Source organism: Magnetococcus sp. PR-3, assembly GCF_036689865.1.
Taxonomy (GTDB): domain Bacteria; phylum Pseudomonadota; class Magnetococcia; order Magnetococcales; family Magnetococcaceae; genus Magnetococcus.
In genome coordinates, this window is record NZ_JBAHUQ010000006.1 from 1 (window position 1) to 18,898 (window position 18,898).

The window sequence follows — 18,898 nt, forward strand, 5'->3', positions numbered from 1 at the left end:
TCATAAGCATGCGTTTAAAAAATAGGGGGTGCATAGCGGTGACCTAGGGCGTTTGCGGCTGGGCATGGGTGGAATATGGCATATGACGGTCATATCCGTTGCGGCGTAAGGGCTTGCGCGGTGCGCACCTGGGATGGTAGGGGCCTATGGGGTGGTTTGATCATGAGGCCAAGGGTGATGTCTGCCCGTGATCCTCTTTAATACAGAGACCTTACGATCGAACTTGCTGTTTAGGCATCATACCGGCGCTGGCAAAGCTAAACACCCGCTTGCCGGCCACAATCACATGGTCTAAAACGTGGACATCAATGGGGTTTAAGGCCTGCATGAGATGGCTGGTAAGCAGAATATCATCTTGTGAAGCCTTGGGATTACCCGATGGATGGTTATGGGCCAGGATGACATGGGCCGCTTTATGCCGAATGACCAGTTCAACCACCTGACGGGGGTGAACATGGGCCTGCCGTACCGTACCCTCGGTGACCAGGGCAGGAAACAGCAGGCGACACTGTGCGTCCAAACAGAGGACGTAAAAGACCTCCTCCATGCGACCAGCCATTAACGGCATCAGGTAATCACGTACGGCATCTGCCCGGTTTAAAGGGGGTTTGGTGCGGGTGGCGGCATCGTGTTGATAGCGTCGGGTAAGGGCGGGTAGCAGGGTTAAAAACAGCGCAGCGGTTTCCCCCATGCCTTCGACCGAAGCCAGATCCACCGGGTCGGCTTCCATCACCGCCGATAAGGAGCCAAAGCGCTGCACCAAGCGGTGGGCAATGGGGTTGGTATCCCGTCTGGGCAGGGCATAAAACAGTGCCAATTCCAATATTTGATGGTCTTCAAAGCCATCCAGCCCTTCTTGGGCAAAACGGTTACGCAGACGATCCCGGTGTCCACCATGCAGGGTGGGCTCTTTGGACTTGGTCTTATGGTTTGATTTTGCTTGGGCCATTTGCTTATGCAGTCGCTTGGCTTACAATGAATGGGTTGTGTATATCTGGCGTATTGTAAAACGGATAACCGGCCTATGCATGGTTTTTTGCGTATCCGTTTCATTCCACCGTATAAAAGGTAGATCATGGAAGAGACCCCCCCGACCATGGATGTTCCGCCCCCACCATTGGAGGAGCCCCCGTACCCGATGGATGCTCAAGCAGAAGCGCTGCCTCCTCAGGGTATGGCATCTTTAGAAACCAGCACCGCAATGGAACAGGACCCCGATGCACCCAAAAAGCGTGCAACCTGGTCCCGTGAGGCAGAACAGTCGGTTTTAGGGGCGGTGTTGTTGGATAACAACGTCATGGATTCCGTGGCTGACTCTCTCTCCCCGGATGATTTTTACATGGGTGCGCACCGTAAGATCTATCAGGCGATGTTGGAGCTGATGGAACGGGGTGAACCGCTGGATCCCGTGGTACTGCGTCAATATTTGGAACGGTCCGATGAGCTGGATGGGGTGGGGGGACCGGTCTATTTGGCAGAGTTGGTTACCACCGTACCAACCGCGGCCAACGCCAAAGCCTATGCCCGTATGGTGCGGGATAAGGCACTGTTACGCAGTTTGGCCCAGACCGCCACCGAAGTGGTGGAGAATTGCCACGGGAGTGAATCCCCCGTGGATCAGATTTTGGAAGAGGCCGAGCAGAAGATCTTTCAACTGGGGGAGTCGAAAGACAGCAGCCGGTCCAGCTACCATGATATGAAGAGCATCATGGTGCCGGTGTTTGAAAAAATTGAATCGTTGATGGAGCAAAAGAGTGCGGTCACCGGTGTCCCCACCGGGTTTGTAGATCTGGATCGTCAGTTGGCGGGGTGTCAGCCTTCAGATCTCCTTATTCTGGCTGGGCGTCCTTCCATGGGTAAAACGGCGCTGGCTATGAACATTGCCGCCAATGCCGCCCTACACCATAACGAGGCTGTAGGTGTGTTCTCTCTGGAAATGTCCAAAGAACAGTTGGCCATGCGTATGCTGGCGTCTGAAGCACGGATGGATGCCCAGGCCATGCGGATTGGTAACATCCGTACCAACGATTATCAAAACCTGACCAACACCGCGACTTTGCTCTCAGATGCACCGATCTATATTGATGATACTCCGGCTATTTCCATTACCGCCATGCGGGCCAAATGTCGCCGTTTAAAGCGGGATAAAGGGCTGAAGCTCATTGTGATCGACTACCTACAGTTGATGCGGGGCAGTACCAATACCGATAACCGGGTGCAGGAGATCTCCCAAATTAGTCAGGGTTTAAAGGCCATTGCTAAGGAGATGTCGGTACCGGTTATTGCGCTTTCTCAGCTCTCTCGTTCGGTGGAACAGCGGCCGGATAAACGCCCCATTCTCTCCGATTTGCGGGAATCAGGAAGTATTGAGCAGGATGCGGATGTGGTGATGTTTGTCTTCCGGGAAGAGTACTATAAACGGGATGATATTGATCTAAAGGGTAAGGCCGAAGTGATCGTGGCCAAACAGCGGAATGGTCCCGTGGGTATTGTAAACTTGGCTTTTCAGAACCAATTTACCCGCTTTGAAAACTTTGCCAACCGGGAAGAGTATTAACCACCCTATGGTGGCCTGAAGAGGGTGGCCCCCCCTTTATGCTGTGGTTTATGGGGTATAGGCATGTTGGCTGTTGGTAGGGTATATCGGCCATGCTGTAAAGGGGTTGGCTTAAGGTTTACAACCCCGTACCATCAGCTTTACATGTTGGTATGGTGGGACAAAACAGGGGTGTATACTCAGTTTTGCAGCCCAGCATAAAAAATAGGTTTTAGCTCTATTACCAATGGGAGCACACCGATGCAGAACTCTACCCCATGGTCCCATCGCCCCACCTGGTTGGAAGTGGATATGGCGGCACTACGCCATAATCTACGTATCGCCCGTAAAGCCACAGGGGAAGATGTGGCCCACTTTCCTGTCATTAAAGCGGATGGCTACGGAACCGGTGCCATTGGGGTGGCCCATGCACTGGAAGAGGCCGATGGTTTCTGTGTGGCCTTGGTTGAAGAGGCTGAGCAGTTACGTGTGGCGGGAATTGGCAAACGTATTATGCTCTTTTCCGGGCTCTATCCTGGCTTAGAAGAACGGGCGATCCGTGCGCGTGTCGAGCCTTTTTTAAGTGATGAAGTGGATCTTGACCGGCTCTGGCAGGCTGCCAAACAGATCGGTCCTATCCGTATACATATTAAAGTGGATACCGGCATGGCAAGGTTGGGTTACCACCCTGAGGCCATCCCTGAACTGTTGGAAAAATTGGCGGGTATGCCAGAGCTGGAACTGGCAGGTTTGGTGTCCCATATGGCCTGTGCTGATGATCGGGCAGGCCCCATCACCGACCATCAGCTCGCGGTGATGGCACCGATTCTGGAACACCCCTTCGTTCAAGAAAAACAGCTGGGGCTATCCTTTGCCAACTCAGCGACCATATTGGGGCATACTCAGGCACATTATGAGTGGGTCCGTCCGGGAATTATGATCTATGGGGCTTCACCTTTTCATCCCTACACAACTGCGGCAGAAGAGGGGCTGCAACCTGTGGTGAAATGGATAACCCACATCCAGCGCATCCATACGCTCCCCAAAGGTCGCTCTTTGGGGTATGGCCATACCTTTACAGCACCACGTCAAACCCGTATTGCACAACTTCCTGTGGGTTATGCCGATGGCTACAACCGCCTGCTCAGCAACAAGGGACACGTACTCATTGCCGGGCAACGCTGCCCCGTTGTAGGGATTGTCTGTATGGATCAGATTGCTGTGGATATTACGGATCTGCCGGGGGAGATACAACAGGGGGACGAGGTGGTGCTCTTGGGGGTGCAGAAGGGGGCAGAGATGACATTGGAGGAGATGTCGAACCAGTTACAGACCATCCCTTATGAAATCCTCACCCGTATCGGTCCCAGGGTACCCCGTCGCTACCGCGAAGGGGATGTACTATCAAGCTGTTTTGGTTAACGTACATTTTCCATCATGGCTTCAAGCATCTGACGTTTTTTCTGCATGCGCTGTAGTCCATTTTCCTTATGGACGACCAACAAACTCAGATCATCTTGCCGTTCGGCCACAAAGCGATCCAGGTCCACCAAACTCTGTTTAAGGGTCTCGATCGCGTGTTCCCTGCGTTGTGCTGTCATCGACATGGTCATCGTCATTCCTAGCCAATTTAGACACGAATGCATATCGCACTCGTATGACGTTCCTTGTTCTTAAGTGTGTATCCATCCTAAATCTGGTGACGTTGTGTTGCATTGATGGGGATCAACCCCTATTGATGCGCCTAAGCTTTCCTATCTCCCTATAAAACCTGCTTGGCACCCCCCTTGCTCATAAGGTTGGTGGATGGACCTTATTCCCTAACCCCTGTTGGGACCGAATATTCGGATGGATGAGATCCTTAACCAATTTTTGAAGCTACTGATATGAAAGATGAATCTTTAAACTGGCTGCGCATATTTGGGGTGTTGGCACTGGTGCTATTTATGTTTCACCCCCCTCAAGAAGGGTGGAGTAACAGTACCGTTATGCCGACGCAAAAGGGGCAAAATGTACCACCAGTAGCAACCCATGCCGGTGGTTTGCATACGCTACTTTTAGAGAGTGCCAGCCGCCAAGATATGGCCTTGGCCACCCTTAAAGCAGCCCAGAAAATTGGTCTGGAACAGGTGTGGTGCCATAAACAGATTAACATGCGCCCACCCCGTATTCAGGTATTGGCGGGTCCTTACAACAGCAGCATTCAGGCCCAGCAGGTGCGGGACTGGTTGGCCCGTCGTACAGGTATTCATGCCATGCTCCGGGTGACCCAGTACCCAGAGGTGGTCCCCAACAAAGAGATGCGTTTTAAGGATTGTCAGGCACCAGGGCAGGCGTTGCCTGCGGATTATCCACGCACCCAGCCGATGGGCAAATATCTGGTTTTGGTGGGTGCTTTTGGTAACCGAGAAAATGGTACACGGGTCCTTGAAAATTTGTTGCATAAGAATATTCCCGCCCGGATGAAAATGATCTGGCAGGGAGAGCGCAGTCGTTTTCATATTCTGGTCGGTCCTTTTTCAGACCAGCTGGATGCTGAAGATGTGGTGCGTTTGATCAAAGATGAAACCGGATATACCGCCCACTATCAGCGGATTCACTAAGGGTGGTTCGGGTCATGCCTAAGGGTATGTATGGCTGTGGCGGATAAGCCCGCCAAAGGTTGTAACGGGGCCATAAGTAGGCTGGATATGGCCTGCCTGGATAAAAACCTGGGGGAGACAGTACCACGTGCTGTCCCTGTTTTCTCACCACATGTTTGGCATGTAGAAGCGGCGATGGTATGGCCAAGGTAAAAGAACAGTTTGTCTGTACCGAATGTGGTGCGGAGTTTCGTCAGTGGCAAGGCAAATGTAACGCCTGCAATGCCTGGAACAGTCTTAAAGCCTTTACCCCAGCTAAAAAAGGGGCGCGCTCGGCCCACCCTAAGCTGGGGGTGGAGATGGAGCCCATCACCTTGCAGAGTGTGGATGGGGGTGAGGCACCGCGTATTCAGATCGGGATCTCTGAGCTTGACCGTGTGTTGGGCGGAGGTTTGGTTTCTGGAGCGGCCATTTTAATTGGGGGTGATCCAGGTATTGGTAAATCCACCCTGTTGATGGGGGCGTTGGCTAAGCTCTCAAAAAACAACAAGGTCCTTTATGTCTCGGGGGAGGAGTCCCTCATTCAGTTGAAGTTACGCTCGGAGCGGCTCGGGGTGGACGGCTCCAACTTTTGGGTCTTTATGGAGAACCGTTTAGAAGCGGTGGAAGAGGCGGTTGCCAAACAGGAGCCCGATGTTTTGGTGGTGGACTCTATTCAAACCATCGCTGGGGATGAAATACCCTCAGCGGCGGGGACGGTGACCCAGGTACGTGAGTGTGCATCACGCATGATCCAATGGGCCAAACGACGCAATATGGCGCTCTTTCTTATTGGGCATGTGACCAAAGAGGGGCAGATTGCAGGTCCTCGTATCCTGGAGCATATGGTGGATACGGTGCTCTATTTTGAAGGGGAGCGGGGCCACAGCTACCGGATTTTACGTGCGGTTAAGAACCGTTTTGGGGCCGCCAATGAAATTGGTGTGTTTGAGATGCGTGAGGATGGTTTGGCACAAGTGACCAACCCCTCAGAGCTGTTTCTCTCAGAACGGGTCGGGGGCGCGGCTGGATCGGTGGTCTATGCAGGGCTGGAGGGTACACGGCCGGTATTGGTTGAAATCCAATCTCTGGTCACCCCAAGCCCCTTACCCCAACCCCGGCGTACCACTGTGGGGATTGATACCAACCGTCTGGCTATGCTGACAGCGGTTTTGGAAAAACGGTTGGGATTGGGCCTGTTTAACCACGATATCTTTTTGAATGTGGCGGGTGGTTTTCGGGTCAATGAGCCTTCAGCAGATTTAGCCGTGTCACTCTCCCTGTATGCGGCCCTGCGTAACATCAGTCTGGACTCAGGCATGGTGGTGTTGGGGGAGGTGGGTTTGGCTGGTGAAGTGCGGGCTGTCTCTCATGCCGCAACCCGCTTGAAAGAAGCGGAGAAACTGGGTTTTACCCGCTGTATTTTGCCCAAGAAGAGCATGAAAGGGTTGCCAGAGGGTATGCAAATGAAGTTGCACCCTGTTGAGGTGATTGAGGATGCCGTGGAGCTGTTGGCTTAAGGGTACCTCTCTACGCTGTTGGCTCCGTTGTGATCGCATGCATTGGGTAGGACGCATGGTCTGCTCCCAATGCATCGTGGTTATCATCCTGTATGGGTCTTCAGGCTTACACGGGGATAGATCGGTGCAGCATTCAGCCTCTTGTGTTGGCACGCAGCCAAAAGTACCTGGGTGATCCTTGGGTAGGATGGGCAAGGGTGTGGAAAAAAAAAGTGTGCTTTATGCCCTTTCAACCCCACGGCTGTACTGGGGTCAGGAAGAAGCTAAAACCGGGTTAAAGCTATGGGTACAAACCCCATGTCAGCCCGCTGTAGGATCGGTTCGAAAAGGAGCTTCGGGCCAGTTTACATAAGGATAGGAAATAACGATGGAAATGCTCAGATCTTTGATCTGAAACGAGGTATCCCATGATCTGGTTTGATTATTTGTTGATTTTCATCCTCGGTTCTGTTCTGCTTCTAGCCGCAAGCCGGGGCTTTTTCCGGGAAGTTTTTGCGTTACTGGGCTGGGTCTTAGCTTTTATCGCGACCACGTTTATGAGTGGCCGGTTGGCTGCGCACCTTAACCCATGGGTGGCAGATGTAGAGATGGTACGTATACTCTCCATCTCTTTAGTCTTCATCACCACCTTAATGGCTGTATGGGGTGTGGGTTATTTCCTCAGTTGGGCTATTGCCCCCGCAGAATTGAACTGGAAAGATCGCATCCTGGGGATGAGCTTTGGCTTGGTTCGTGGTATGCTCATCCTCTTGGTGGGTTTTAGCACCTTGATGGCCTTTGGTGGTCCACCAGAGGCGGTGATGAAACGCTCCATTATGGCACAGCATTTAGCAGAGGGTGCGTGGCGGTTGAGCATCTTACAACCGGAAGATTCCATGCTGCGGGTTTATGGGGATGAGCGCCCAACCCGTATCCAAACCGTTCCTGTACCCACTTGGGAGACCGATGAACGGACCTTGGAAGCTTGGCTACAACGGCCCATGGAGGCACCTCCAGCCGAATTGCCAGCACCACTGTTGACCCATAAACCGGCTGAGAATGTGGCACGCCTCTTTTAAACGGTGAGCGACTGGTCCGGAGGTCATAGACATATTGCGTTACGGGCGGGTTTGTCAGGGGGGTAGCAACGATCCTGCAGGCCCGGTTTGTTGTCACCACACCATTTTAAAGGTGTGGGTGATCCTGGGGGTATTGGTCATTGTGCCATGCCTTTAGATTGAAGAGCGGAATCGACCCTTGTTTGATCCTACCGACGAACACTTTCATGATGAATGCGGCGTTTTTGGGGTATTTAACCACCCAGAAGCCTCCAACCTGACCTATCTGGGTCTCTATGCCTTGCAGCACCGTGGGCAGGAGTCCTCAGGCATTGTTTCGGTTAAAGATCGCATCTTCCACACAACCCGCGGTCAGGGTTTGGTGGCGGATGTGTTTAAAAAACGGGAACTGGATGCTCTGGAGGGGGATAAGGCCATTGGCCATGTGCGTTACTCCACCACCGGTGGTAGTGCCAACACCCGCAACCTACAGCCCTTGGTGGTGGATACCGCCGATGGCGGTTTGGCCATTGCCCACAACGGCAACTTGGTAAACGGCACCGACATGCGCCGGATACTGGAACGCCGGGGTTCCATTTTTCAATCCACCATGGATACCGAAGTGATTGTGCATTTAACGGCACTCTCTCGGGAAACCAAATTCTCTGACCGTCTGGTTGAGGCCCTGCAGCAAGTCCAGGGTGCTTATGCCATGGTGGCCATGGATGAGAACCAGATCATTGCGGTACGGGACCCCCACGGTCTACGACCCCTGGTCTTGGGTAAGGTGGGGGATAAGGGCATTGTGGTCTCTTCCGAGACCTGTGCACTCAACCTGATCGAAGCTGAGTTCTGGCGGGATGTGGAACCGGGTGAAATGATTGTGATTGGCCCGGATGGCATTCACAGTTTTTTCCCTTTCCAAAAACAGAAGCGCTCCTTCTGTGTCTTTGAGTATATCTACTTTGCCCGCCCTGACTCTGATCTGGATGGGATTAATGTCTACAATGCCCGTAAGGCCATTGGGGCCAAGCTGGCTGAGGAATCGCCAGTGGATGCGGATGTGATCATTCCGGTCCCAGACTCTGGGGTACCCTCGGCATTGGGTTTCTCACAGGCTTCGGGTATTCCCTTTGAGCTGGGTATTATCCGTAACCACTATGTGGGGCGTACCTTCATTGAGCCTCAGCAGCAGATCCGCCACTTTGGTGTTAAGATTAAGTTGAACGCCAATAAGCAGATTTTTGAAGGCAAACGGGTAGTACTGGTGGATGACTCTGTTGTGCGGGGTACCACCAGCCGTAAGATTGTCAAAATGGTGCGGGCTGCTGGTGCACGAGAGGTGCATGTGCGTATCTCCTCTCCTCCAACCACCAATCCCTGTTATTACGGCATTGATACCCCAACCCGGCAGGAGCTATTGGCTGCCAGCCACACGGTTGAGGAGATGTGCAGCTACATCACGGCGGACTCCCTGTGCTATGTCTCGACAGAGGGTCTTTATACGGCGTTGAATGCCAAGCGGGAAGACTATTGTGATGCCTGCTTTACCGGGGCTTACCCGGTTCCTTTTCCCAATCAGGATGAGAATGAGCAGTTGACCCTGCTTAAAGAGTCCTCCTGATTGTACGGAAGAGGGTTGCGTAAAAAACAGACCCCCCTTGGCTTATGGCCAAGGGGGGTTTTGGTTATGGGGGGTGTAACAGTGACCCTGAAAGGGTAAATACAAAGCTTCAGAGCTACCCAAACCCCTGGGTACCACCTAGCCTGTGGTTAGGCCAGATCCCGGCGGGCAAAGGAGAAGGCCTGGAAGGTGTGTTTGTAAGGGGAGTCACCAACCCTGGTGATCTCTGCTACCCCCATCTTGTAGTTGTAGTTACCACTGATCCAGTCTGGCACACGCCCGGCCAAGGTGTTGGCAGGATTTTTGGTGCGAAGAAAATCCATATAGAGCACACCTGGGCGAATCTGTGGTGTCACGTGGGCAACCGCTTTAACGCGGGCGCTGGTCAAGCGTATACGGCCTGCTTTCATCAGTTCGGAGAAGCGGAAATCATCCTCCTCTACACCAGCGCCCACCCCTTCATGACCGGGTACACGGTCGGAATGGACCTCCACATAATCGCCGCTCTCAATACCCCGTTTGGCGGCATCATCAGGGTGGATCTCCACCACATTTTCTGGAAAGCGCTGGTTAAGCAGGGGTTTGCGTTCATCATCAAAGCCGGATTGCCAACGCTCGTTCTGACGGCCAGAGGTCAACCACAGCTCCTCCCCTTTGGGAGAGATCCAGCTCCAGTAATCCGAAAAAAGATCCCAGGGGGATTTCTGTAAATTGATCTTTCCGGTCTGACTGTTGAAGCGGGTCAGTTTTTTGGAAATGCGGTTGGGTGCGGTCAAACCTGTGGCGGGTAGCTCGCGGTTGACATCATGCAGTCGAACGGTCCCTTCCAGCTCCCCACGATCATTAAGTAAAACGGGACCCTGGATCCCTTCCCCCCCGAGTTCACGCATTTTTTGATGCAGCGTTTTGCCTTCCTGGTGAGCCGCCACTTTGACCATGTGAAAATCTTTACGGCTGCCACGGGAAAAACGGGAGGACTCCTCGGCCACAGCATTGCTATCAGCCCAGTCATAGCCAGGAAAACCCATGCGTTTACCCAGCTGAGCGATAATCCACCAATCGGGCTTGGCCTCTCCCGGCGGATCATAAAATTTGTCGTAGAGACGTAACCGACGCTCACCATTGGCCCGCATAAAGGGCTCTTCGCCCCAGGTAGCCGCCGGGAAGACAATGTCTGCCAGTTGGGTCCCTATGGGTTCGACCGGGTAGATCTCCTGGTTGAACACCACGGTTCCCCCTGAATCGGCCCGCTTTTTTAGGGTTTCGATGATATGATCCCGGTCCAGCGTGTGTACTTGGTGGGGATTATCGGTGACCAACGCCTTAAACTTTTCGGCCAACTGGTCAGAGCCGCAGGAGGCTTGTATCCAGGTGGTACCGATCACGTGGGCAATACGGGTGTTGCCCTGTAGAAAATAGCGGTCAACATCCAGCGCGCGACGGCGGCGGCCTGGTACCTTCTCTGGAGAGAAGTTACGGGGGTAGGCGGCGGCCCGTACCATACCCCGTTGATGTCCCCCGGCCCGACCCACAACCTGCCCCGGACGCCCACCCGCTCCAACCAGCGTGGCCAGTGCGGAGATGGCGTTGGTATTACCGGTATTGTTGGACCAGTAAAACCCCTTTTCAATCATGATGGAGCTTTTGGGACGGCTGCCATCCTTACGGGGTTTGGCCAACAGCTCGGCAGCGCGCTGAATTTTAGCGGCATCGACACCAGAGATGTCAGCGGCTTGTTCCAGGGTGAACTCAGGTTGGGCCAGCAACCATGTTTTCCAATCCTCATAGCCTTCGGTTTGGAACTTGCCCCAGGTGGTGCGCCACTGCCAAGGGGTGTTGCGGGTACCCTGCCCAAAGCCTGAAGAGCTGCCCCACTTGTCGTTGACCCACGCTTTGATCCACGCACGATCCTGCCAGTTGTTTTGCACAATGATACGGGCTATGGCATTGACCACCAGCAGGTCGGTGCCCGGTAGGACATCCAGCCATAGACCACCACGGGCCTCAGCATGGGCCACCCCTGCGGTTTTTCGGGGGATCATGAAGATGGTTTTCTGCCCACGTTCAATACCTGGCATGATCCACTGGGTGAAGAGAATGGTCTTGGTCTCATAAGGATCGGTTCCACAAATGAGCAGCGTTTCGGCATCCTTCCAATCTTGATAAGCGGGGCCAAAGTTATCAAAACCGGCATCCCGAAAACCGGGGGTGCTGGTGACATCCGCCGGGGTGTCATGAAAGGAAAAATTGGGGGTTTTTAGGTGGCGGAAAGCAAACTTTGTGATGGCGTAGGTGTTTTCAATGTATTGGTAGGAGTAGCTCTTCATCCCATACGCATGGCTACCATAGGTATCCACCACATGGCGGCCCACAGCCGCGGCAACATCCAATGCCAGCGCCCAGGAGACCGGCTGTAGTTGGCCATTCACCCGGATCATGGGCTCTTTAAGACGATCCCCCGTGGGGCTATCGGCGCGGTAGCACTTTTGGGCCAGGGTACCACCACGAATGCTGGAATCCCCCCCTACATTCACGGATTTCATCTCGGGGTTGGCGACAATCACCACATGGTGAGGTTTGCCTTCATGTTCAACAATGGTGTGTTGGGCGGGGGCGTACCAGCCATCCAGGGGATAGACCGGAAAATCCAACTTCAAGGCATTTTGATGAGCCTTCGGTCCACCATGGGGGCCAGCTTCTGGCCAGCGGTAGACCAAATAGGCACAACCCACAATACAGTAGTCACAGACGGTAGAGATAATCGCCGCATCCGCGGGAGGGAGCGGCACATGGTCCTGAGGGGTGACGAACGGTTTTTTTGGCATGGTCTTTACCCCTCAAGCCTATTTTGATGTCGGCCATAGATCAGCCCCAATACACCGGTGGCCATAATCTCATCCCCCTCCAGTTCCAAAACAATTTGGGGTAGGCTCTGGGTGGCTTGTCCTGTGATCAGCATGCCGTGGCGGGTTAGGTCAAAGCTGGTGAGATGAAAAGGGCAGGGGCCCAGGCTGAAGTTGTCGGCCTTGAAGGTGTTCTTTAAACGACCGCCCTGGTGAGAGCAGGTGAGGTTGAAGGCGACAATATCCTCCTCTGCCCCAACACCGCCACCAGCCCGTGTACCTAGCTTGACCAATATATTATTGCTGTGGGCCTCGTTGTCTGGATAGCGGAAAGTCTGTGGCTGGCTGGTCGTGAGATCCTTCAGCGATCCGATGCGTTGACGGGGATAGTGACCGATGCGGGCCTGTACACGGGGTGCATGGGGGGCGCAGCCCAGGGGCAGGGTAACCGTGGTTACGGTTAAAGCCGAGGCAAACAAAAAATCCCGCCGGGAGAGAATGCAGCGATGATTAGGCTGGCTCATGGGGTTACCTCCCGTTGGGGGGTCAGGGGCTGCATGGGGGGGAGCTCCGGCTCTGGCATAAGGATCTGTTCACCCGATAGGCTTAACAAAAACGCCACCAAATCTTTCTGCTGGCTCGTGGTGAGATCCAGGGATTGCATCCGACGGGATTTGGTTTCCGGCCACATGTTTTCATCCCCCCCATCGTTATAAAACGCGACCACCTCTTCCAAGGTCCAGAAGGTGCCATTGTGCATGTAAGGGGCTGTGTATTGGAGATAACGCAGCGAAGGGGTACGGAAGAGCCCCTTGTGTTTGGGATGTTTGGAACGGAAGTAAAGTCCGGGGTCATCTTTGAAGTGGCGGTAGCTTGTTTGATCCACACCTTTACTGTAGAGCTCAAAGCGAAAAGTGACCTGGGCCAGGCCATCCTCCGCCCAAATCTCCGCTGGGGGTACCCCAATGTTGTGATACTTCTGATCAGACAGCAGCGCTCCGTTATGGCAATCACTACACCCCGCTTGCCCGACAAACAGTGCCAAACCCCGCTTTTGCTGTGCATTTAGGGCATGATCATCTCCCCGCATATAACGGTCAAACGGGGTGTCGGTCTGTACCAACGTTCGTTCAAAGGCGGCAATGGCCCGCCACGCATTTTCCAGAGTAGGCCAGGTCTCCCCAAAGACCTGTTTAAAGCGTTTACGGTATTCAGGAATAAAGGCCAAACGTGCCTCCATCTGATCCGCTTCACCATTGCCGGCCACCGCCCCTTTGGCCGCAGCAGGTGCCTGTTTCTCTAAAGAGGCTGCGGCACCATCCCAAAAGAGTTCTCCATAATAGGCCGCGTTAACAATGGTTTGACTGTTGCGCCAGTGTACGGTACCGGGATAGCCCAGAGAGACACTATCCTTAAAGGCCCAACCCATTTTGGGAAGATGGCAAGAGGCACAGCTCATACTGGCATCACCCGATAAGCGGGCATCAAAAAAGAGCAAGCGGCCCAGATCCACCTTTTCTGGGGTTTGGGGGTTATCTGCTGGAATAGGTGGGGGTCCCAGCGGTGCCAACTTCGCCGGACGTAAGGGCTCGGCACTGCTGGTGCTCATCAAAAGAGTGCTGAACAGAAGGGCAATAAGCGCGTGCATCAGTTTTCAACCTCCTGCCAGTTTTCAATAGCCTCATACTCCACAGGAAAGGGTTTATCCCAAACATAGGCCTCTCCTGTTAAAGGCGGACCGGAGAGTGCTTTAAGAAAGGCCACCAGATCTTTTTGCTCTGTCTGGGTGAGCCCCAAGGGCTTGAGACGTGGATCCTTATGGGGATCGACCCCACCCCCGGCATTATAAAATGCCACCACAGCTTCCAGGGTGGGCAGGGTACCGTTGTGCATGTAGGGTGCGGTATAGACCAGCGCCCGCAGGGTCGGGGTCATAAAGGATCCCATATCCCGTTGGTCAGCCCGATGGGTGCGAACATGGGCACCGATATCCCGCCGTAGTCCCATTGGGTTGGCTACCCCCATAAATTTGGCAAAGGTGACATAGGTCACATGACGCTTGACGGTATTAAAGATACTGGGATTTTCCGGTACCCCCAAATTGTGGGGCTGGTCATCGCTATAGCGGGGGCCGCTGTGGCACTGCTGGCATCCTGCTTTGCCCTGGAACAGTGCTTGACCCCGTTGGGCTGCTGGAGACAGGGTGCCTTGGTCAACCGGGGCGGGTTTGGAGATCAGAGTCTTTAGATATTCGGGTATGGCCTTGCGGACACCCCCATTACTGGGTTCACCCAGGCCAGCGGCCTGGAACATGGTTACATAGAGGGGGTCCTGTTTCACACGCTCCTGCATCAAACGCATATCCATGTTCATGGTCCAGCTTTCGGTGATCATCTCCCGGGTGACATCATTAAGGTTGGTGCCGATACGGCCATCATGAAACCAAGCCGCCCGATAGGCGCTGTTTATTAAGGTGGGTGCGTTGCGAAAACCATCCATACCGGTATAGGCACGAGCTAAAGGTCTGGCGTCGGAAAAACCATGCTTCGGTATATGGCAATCGCTACAAGCCAGGGTGGCATCTCCAGAGAGGCGGCGATCAAAAAAGAGCCGTTTGCCGAGCTCTGCACGGGCGTTGTTGATCTTGAAAGGGGCGGGGTACTCTGCCCAAGCGGTTGGGACTTGAACAAAAAAAGGTACCATCAGCGTTGCCATGTACAACGCTTTAACAACAGGACCCATCGATTTCTCCATGTTCAGGACTTGTGCTGTGCGGGGTAAATCGTGCACAATGCAGTTTAATGCAAATGAGACTAAGACGCAATTTCGTTTTAGATGCGATATCAACAAACCGAGGCCACAGATGAAGTCTTGCTTACGCCTTTTAACCGCTCTGTTTACCCTGTTTACGTTGCAAGCTCAGGCGGCAGAGCCGGTCACCGTACAGGTTTTCCATTCGCCCTCTCATCATGATCATCGGGTGGCCAAAACCATGCCGATGGTGGATGTGGATCAGGTGGCAGATTTAGAAGCCAGCACCCCTCAGGAGATGTTTAAATTTGTACCCAATTTTGTAAAACTTCAAAGGGGTCAGAGCATCCGTTTTTTGAACTCTCTGGGTCAGCATACGGTGGTTTCTATTGAGGGTATGATGCCCCAAGGGGCCCAGGCTTTTGAGATTGCCCATGAAAAAGAGGCGTTGGTAACCTTTGATCAGCCAGGGGTGTATGGCATTCGTTGTCGGGTCCATACCCGTTACGGCATGGTGATGCTGGTTCAGGTGGGGGATAAGCTACCTAATCTGGAACAGGCCAAAAAAGCACGGATAAGCCGTCGGGCCAAGAAGCAGTTTAAAAAATTGTTTAAACAGGTCTCTGTCACCCCCTAATAACGAACAGACGCCATTAAAAAAGCCCACCATAGGTCACCTATGGTGGGCTTTTTTAATGGGTTTTGTCCGCTTGGCATAGGGTGTGTAACTCACGGTGTATACCTGATTAGCGGCCTGTTGCTGGCTTTTGGCACAGGCCATGCAATTTCAGGTGTGACCGGCAGAGTGACCGGTGTTGAACCGTCAATTACGTGACTGGAGGCTACCATGTCCGGATTTGGACTGCTGGGCAGCAGCGGTGCTTTTAAGGCTAATCTGTTGGATCTGCGCCAACGGCGTCAGGATATCATCGCCGCCAATATTGCCAATGGGGATACTCCTGGCTACAAGGCTCGTCGTTTAAGCTTTGAAGAGGAGTTGGCCAAATCCATGCCCCACCCTGGGGATCTGCCCATGGCGCGCAACCATGCGCGGCATATGCCGGCAGAAGGATTCTTGGCGGCACCAGGAGAGATTCAAGAGGTGGAGACACCGATCTCCAAAGGGGATATGAACAGTGTGGATACGGAACAGGAGATGGCCCGCCAAACGGCCAACCAACTGCTCTTTAACTACGCTACTCAATCTCTGAACTCCCAGATCAACCGTATGAAAATGGTGATCCGGGGTGAGCCCCGTTAAGGGCTGATACACAAGTAAATGGGGTCGACAGCTCAAGGATGAGCGGGCCATAAACACCAGGGAATGGTGACAACCTTGACCGAGCAACAGGCTCGGAGGTGAACGATGGATTTTTTAACATCCTTCAAGGTGACCGCATCGGGTTTGGCGGCACAACGTTTACGCATGAATATCATCAGCGAAAACGTAGCCAACGCACAGACCACCCGTACCCCTGAAGGGGGGCCATATAAGCGGCGTGATCCGGTCTTTATGTCCCGTCCTTTTCAGGACTATCTGACCCGTGAAGAGTCAGCGGGTGCAACGGGTGTGGCGGTGGACCGTATCAACGTGGACTCCCGTCCTGCACGGATGCAGTATGATCCGAGCCATCCAGATGCCAATGCCGATGGCTATGTGGCCATGCCCAACATTGATGTCATGACCGAAATGGTCAATATGATGTCTGCCAGCCGCTCTTATGAGGCCAATGTTTCGGTGCTTAATGCATCCAAACAGATGGCACTTAAAGCGTTGGAAATCGGACGATAAGGGGGGTATAGATCATGAAAGTAGCAGCACTTCCCCAAATGCCCAACATTACCCAGCTAACAAAGGGTGTGGATATGGGCAGCAGTAAAGCTGCTGGCCCGTGGGAGTCGTTTTCGACACTGCTGTCACAGCAGATCAAAGAGACCCAACGGTTGGAGAAAAAAGCCAAAGTCATGGGCCAAAAGGCCATGCTAGGCAACGCCGGGGTTAGCTTGCATGAAGCGCAGATTGCCGGTTCCACCGCAGAGCTGCACATGCAGTTGTTGGTACAGACCCGCAACAAAGCTGTTGAGGTCTACAAAGAGATTATGAATATGCCGGTTTAAGGTCTGTTAGACAGACTACTTAAACGGGAATCGATTACTTCGTAGGGCCAGGATGGCCCCGGCGAAGGCGCGGTGCCAAGGATTCGGCACGGCGTGGGACACCTGCTTTTGACGTGGGATAGAGATCATGGCAGAAACACCCAATGAAGCTGAAGGCGGAGCCTCAGCGGAAGAGCCCTCTTTGGGCGGAATGTTTGGCAGCTTGCCCCTGACAGGGCGTAATGGCGTAATCATCGCCGCAGTCGCCACCGTATTTATTTTGGCAGCCATTATCTGGTTTGCCACCCGGCCTTCCTTTAAGGTGCTCTACTCCGGTTTGCCGGAGCTGGAAAGCGCCCGTATTGTGGAGCAGCTGGGCAAGCTTGGGGTCCCCTATCAGTTGGGGGGGGGTGGTACCACCATCCGTATCCCTGAAGATAAGGTCTACGATGTACGCCTGGAGATGGCCAAGGCTGGCCTGCCCAAGAGTACCGATGGTGTAGGCTTTGAGATCTTCGACAATCAAAGCTTGATGGGTATGACTGACTTTGTACAGCGCATGAACTATCAGCGTGCGCTACAGGGGGAGTTGGCCCGTTCGGTTGAGAGTGTTGCGGCGGTTGAAAAAGCGCGGGTACATTTGGTTTTACCCAAAAAATCCATGTTCGCCTCGGAAGAGCGTGAAGCGACCGCCTCGGTGGTGATGGAGCTGACCCGATCCCTGAGCAAAACCCAAATCGAAGGCATTACCCACATGGTGGCGGGTGCGGTCGAAGGGTTGGGTCAGGAGCAGGTGACCTTGCTGGACCATAAAGGTAACCTGATCGCCGGTGGTAAAGGTGAAGACTTGGATGGCCGTATGGCCACCGACGATGCACTGGCGCTGCAGAATATGAAAGAGAAGAAGATCGAAGATCGGGTACAGAGCCTGTTGGATCGGGTTTTGGGTCCGGATAAATCGATCATCCGTATTACTGCGGAGCTGGATCTGGATAAGAAACAGCGTCAAGAAGAGTCCTATGACCCCGATGGTCAGGTGCCTTTAAGCACCAATACAGTGACGGAATCTTCACGGGGTACGTTTGGTACAGGTGGTGTACCAGGTGTTATCCCCAACGATCCCAACCAGACGGCGGTAGCCGGTGGTACCGGTTCTCAACAGACCCGGGATGTGGAGCGTGAGCAGGTTAACTTCCTGGTACCTAAAACCGTGAAAACCGTACAAGAGGCCGTGGGTGGTATTCGCCGTCTGTCTGTTGCGGTCATGATCGATGGTACTTATGAAGCGGTGAAGAACGAAGAGGGTGAGGTTGATCCGGAGAAAGCGCCGGTCTATAAGCCCCGTTCCACCGAAGAGATGGATCAGCTCAAGCGTATTATCATGCAGACGGTAGGCTTTGACAGCCAGCGTGGTGATACCATTGAAGTGACCAATGCTGCATTTGAGCCACTGCCACCCCCACCAGAGACCAAGAACCCCTGGTTGACCCGGGAATTCCAGCTGGAGATGGCCAAATATGGTGCCATTGCCCTGCTTGCTTTCCTCCTGGTGTTCTTCGTCATGCGTCCTTTGGTGACCAAGCTGCTGATCCCCGAAGAGGAGCAGGACGACCGTCTTCCCGGTACAGTTGCAGACTTGGAACGACAGTTGCTTGCTGAAGGGGTAGGTGCTATTCCGACCGACTCACCAACCAAGTTGTTGGTACCGGACCGGAGCCTGCAGTTGGCCCAGCAGATGATTGAAGATAACCTCGAAGAGGCCCGTGAAATCATCCGCTCTTGGTTGGCTCAAGACACCTACTAAGCAGTGTTTAAACGGCGGGTAGCCGGCACGCTACCCGCCGAACGCTTCCAAAGAGGAGCGGGCAG

17 protein-coding genes are annotated in these 18,898 nt (G+C 53.6%); 11 read left to right on the forward strand and 6 right to left on the reverse strand.

What is annotated here, in order from left to right:
* Nucleotides 1-211 precede the first annotated feature (211 nt).
* Nucleotides 212-949 (reverse strand): RadC family protein, encoded by a 738-nt coding sequence (radC, locus tag V5T57_RS05740; protein WP_332890216.1) that lies wholly within the window; start codon nucleotides 947-949, stop codon nucleotides 212-214.
* Nucleotides 950-1,075: 126 nt separating this feature from the next.
* Here radC and dnaB point away from each other — a divergent pair, with 126 nt between their 5' ends.
* Nucleotides 1,076-2,557 carry a replicative DNA helicase gene (gene dnaB, locus V5T57_RS05745; RefSeq protein ID WP_332890217.1) on the forward strand — a complete coding sequence of 494 codons (1,482 nt, stop codon included), beginning with the start codon at nucleotides 1,076-1,078 and terminating at the stop codon, nucleotides 2,555-2,557.
* A gap of 240 nt (nucleotides 2,558-2,797) precedes the next feature.
* The gene (alr, locus tag V5T57_RS05750; protein ID WP_332890218.1) at nucleotides 2,798-3,958 is read left to right on the forward strand and encodes an alanine racemase; all 1,161 of its coding nucleotides are present in this window, start codon (nucleotides 2,798-2,800) and stop codon (nucleotides 3,956-3,958) included.
* Here alr and V5T57_RS05755 read toward each other — a convergent pair.
* A complete protein-coding gene (locus tag V5T57_RS05755) occupies nucleotides 3,955-4,143 on the reverse strand; it encodes a hypothetical protein (RefSeq protein WP_332890219.1) in 189 nt (62 codons plus the stop codon). The genes alr and V5T57_RS05755 overlap by 4 nt on opposite strands.
* Before the next feature lie 279 nt (nucleotides 4,144-4,422).
* On the opposite strand from V5T57_RS05755, the gene V5T57_RS05760 reads away from it, so the two are divergent.
* From V5T57_RS05760 to purF, 4 genes are all read left to right on the forward strand, one after another.
* On the forward strand, nucleotides 4,423-5,139 hold the full coding sequence (locus tag V5T57_RS05760) for an SPOR domain-containing protein (protein WP_332890220.1): 717 nt from the start codon (nucleotides 4,423-4,425) through the stop codon (nucleotides 5,137-5,139).
* A gap of 179 nt (nucleotides 5,140-5,318) precedes the next feature.
* Nucleotides 5,319-6,677 carry a DNA repair protein RadA gene (gene radA, locus V5T57_RS05765; RefSeq protein ID WP_332890221.1) on the forward strand — a complete coding sequence of 453 codons (1,359 nt, stop codon included), beginning with the start codon at nucleotides 5,319-5,321 and terminating at the stop codon, nucleotides 6,675-6,677.
* A 407-nt stretch (nucleotides 6,678-7,084) separates the two neighbouring features.
* Entirely contained in the window at nucleotides 7,085-7,735 is a 651-nt protein-coding gene (locus V5T57_RS05770; RefSeq protein ID WP_332890222.1) for a CvpA family protein, read from the forward strand.
* A 178-nt stretch (nucleotides 7,736-7,913) separates the two neighbouring features.
* Nucleotides 7,914-9,338 (forward strand): amidophosphoribosyltransferase, encoded by a 1,425-nt coding sequence (purF, locus tag V5T57_RS05775; protein WP_332890223.1) that lies wholly within the window; start codon nucleotides 7,914-7,916, stop codon nucleotides 9,336-9,338.
* Between the two features lie 149 nt (nucleotides 9,339-9,487).
* Here the strand turns inward: purF and V5T57_RS05780 are convergent, their stop codons facing one another.
* From V5T57_RS05780 to V5T57_RS05795, 4 genes are read right to left on the reverse strand one after another with little or no spacing between them, the layout of a single operon-like run.
* On the reverse strand, nucleotides 9,488-12,163 hold the full coding sequence (locus V5T57_RS05780; RefSeq protein ID WP_332890224.1) for an arsenate reductase (azurin) large subunit: 2,676 nt from the start codon (nucleotides 12,161-12,163) through the stop codon (nucleotides 9,488-9,490).
* A 5-nt stretch (nucleotides 12,164-12,168) separates the two neighbouring features.
* The gene (locus V5T57_RS05785) at nucleotides 12,169-12,705 is read right to left on the reverse strand and encodes an arsenate reductase (azurin) small subunit (RefSeq protein WP_332890225.1); all 537 of its coding nucleotides are present in this window, start codon (nucleotides 12,703-12,705) and stop codon (nucleotides 12,169-12,171) included.
* Nucleotides 12,702-13,829: a cytochrome-c peroxidase gene (locus V5T57_RS05790; RefSeq protein ID WP_332890226.1), complete on the reverse strand. Its 1,128-nt coding sequence runs from the start codon at nucleotides 13,827-13,829 to the stop codon at nucleotides 12,702-12,704. Before V5T57_RS05790 ends, V5T57_RS05785 begins: the two co-directional genes overlap by 4 nt.
* Nucleotides 13,829-14,884, reverse strand: coding sequence for a cytochrome-c peroxidase (locus V5T57_RS05795; protein ID WP_442918170.1), 1,056 nt, complete (start codon nucleotides 14,882-14,884; stop codon nucleotides 13,829-13,831). Before V5T57_RS05795 ends, V5T57_RS05790 begins: the two co-directional genes overlap by 1 nt.
* A 160-nt stretch (nucleotides 14,885-15,044) precedes the next feature.
* Between V5T57_RS05795 and V5T57_RS05800 the strand changes: the two genes are divergently transcribed.
* From V5T57_RS05800 to fliF, 5 genes are all read left to right on the forward strand, one after another.
* Complete coding sequence (locus V5T57_RS05800) at nucleotides 15,045-15,569, forward strand: plastocyanin/azurin family copper-binding protein (protein ID WP_332890228.1); 525 nt, start codon at nucleotides 15,045-15,047, stop codon at nucleotides 15,567-15,569.
* A 210-nt stretch (nucleotides 15,570-15,779) separates the two neighbouring features.
* Complete coding sequence (flgB, locus tag V5T57_RS05805; protein ID WP_332890229.1) at nucleotides 15,780-16,193, forward strand: flagellar basal body rod protein FlgB; 414 nt, start codon at nucleotides 15,780-15,782, stop codon at nucleotides 16,191-16,193.
* Nucleotides 16,194-16,298: 105 nt separating this feature from the next.
* Entirely contained in the window at nucleotides 16,299-16,724 is a 426-nt protein-coding gene (gene flgC, locus V5T57_RS05810; protein ID WP_332890230.1) for a flagellar basal body rod protein FlgC, read from the forward strand.
* Between the two features lie 14 nt (nucleotides 16,725-16,738).
* Nucleotides 16,739-17,050, forward strand: a complete 312-nt coding sequence (gene fliE, locus V5T57_RS05815) for a flagellar hook-basal body complex protein FliE (protein ID WP_332890231.1) — start codon at nucleotides 16,739-16,741, stop codon at nucleotides 17,048-17,050.
* A 127-nt stretch (nucleotides 17,051-17,177) separates the two neighbouring features.
* Nucleotides 17,178-18,833 carry a flagellar basal-body MS-ring/collar protein FliF gene (gene fliF / locus V5T57_RS05820; protein ID WP_332890232.1) on the forward strand — a complete coding sequence of 552 codons (1,656 nt, stop codon included), beginning with the start codon at nucleotides 17,178-17,180 and terminating at the stop codon, nucleotides 18,831-18,833.
* Nucleotides 18,834-18,898 lie beyond the last annotated feature (65 nt).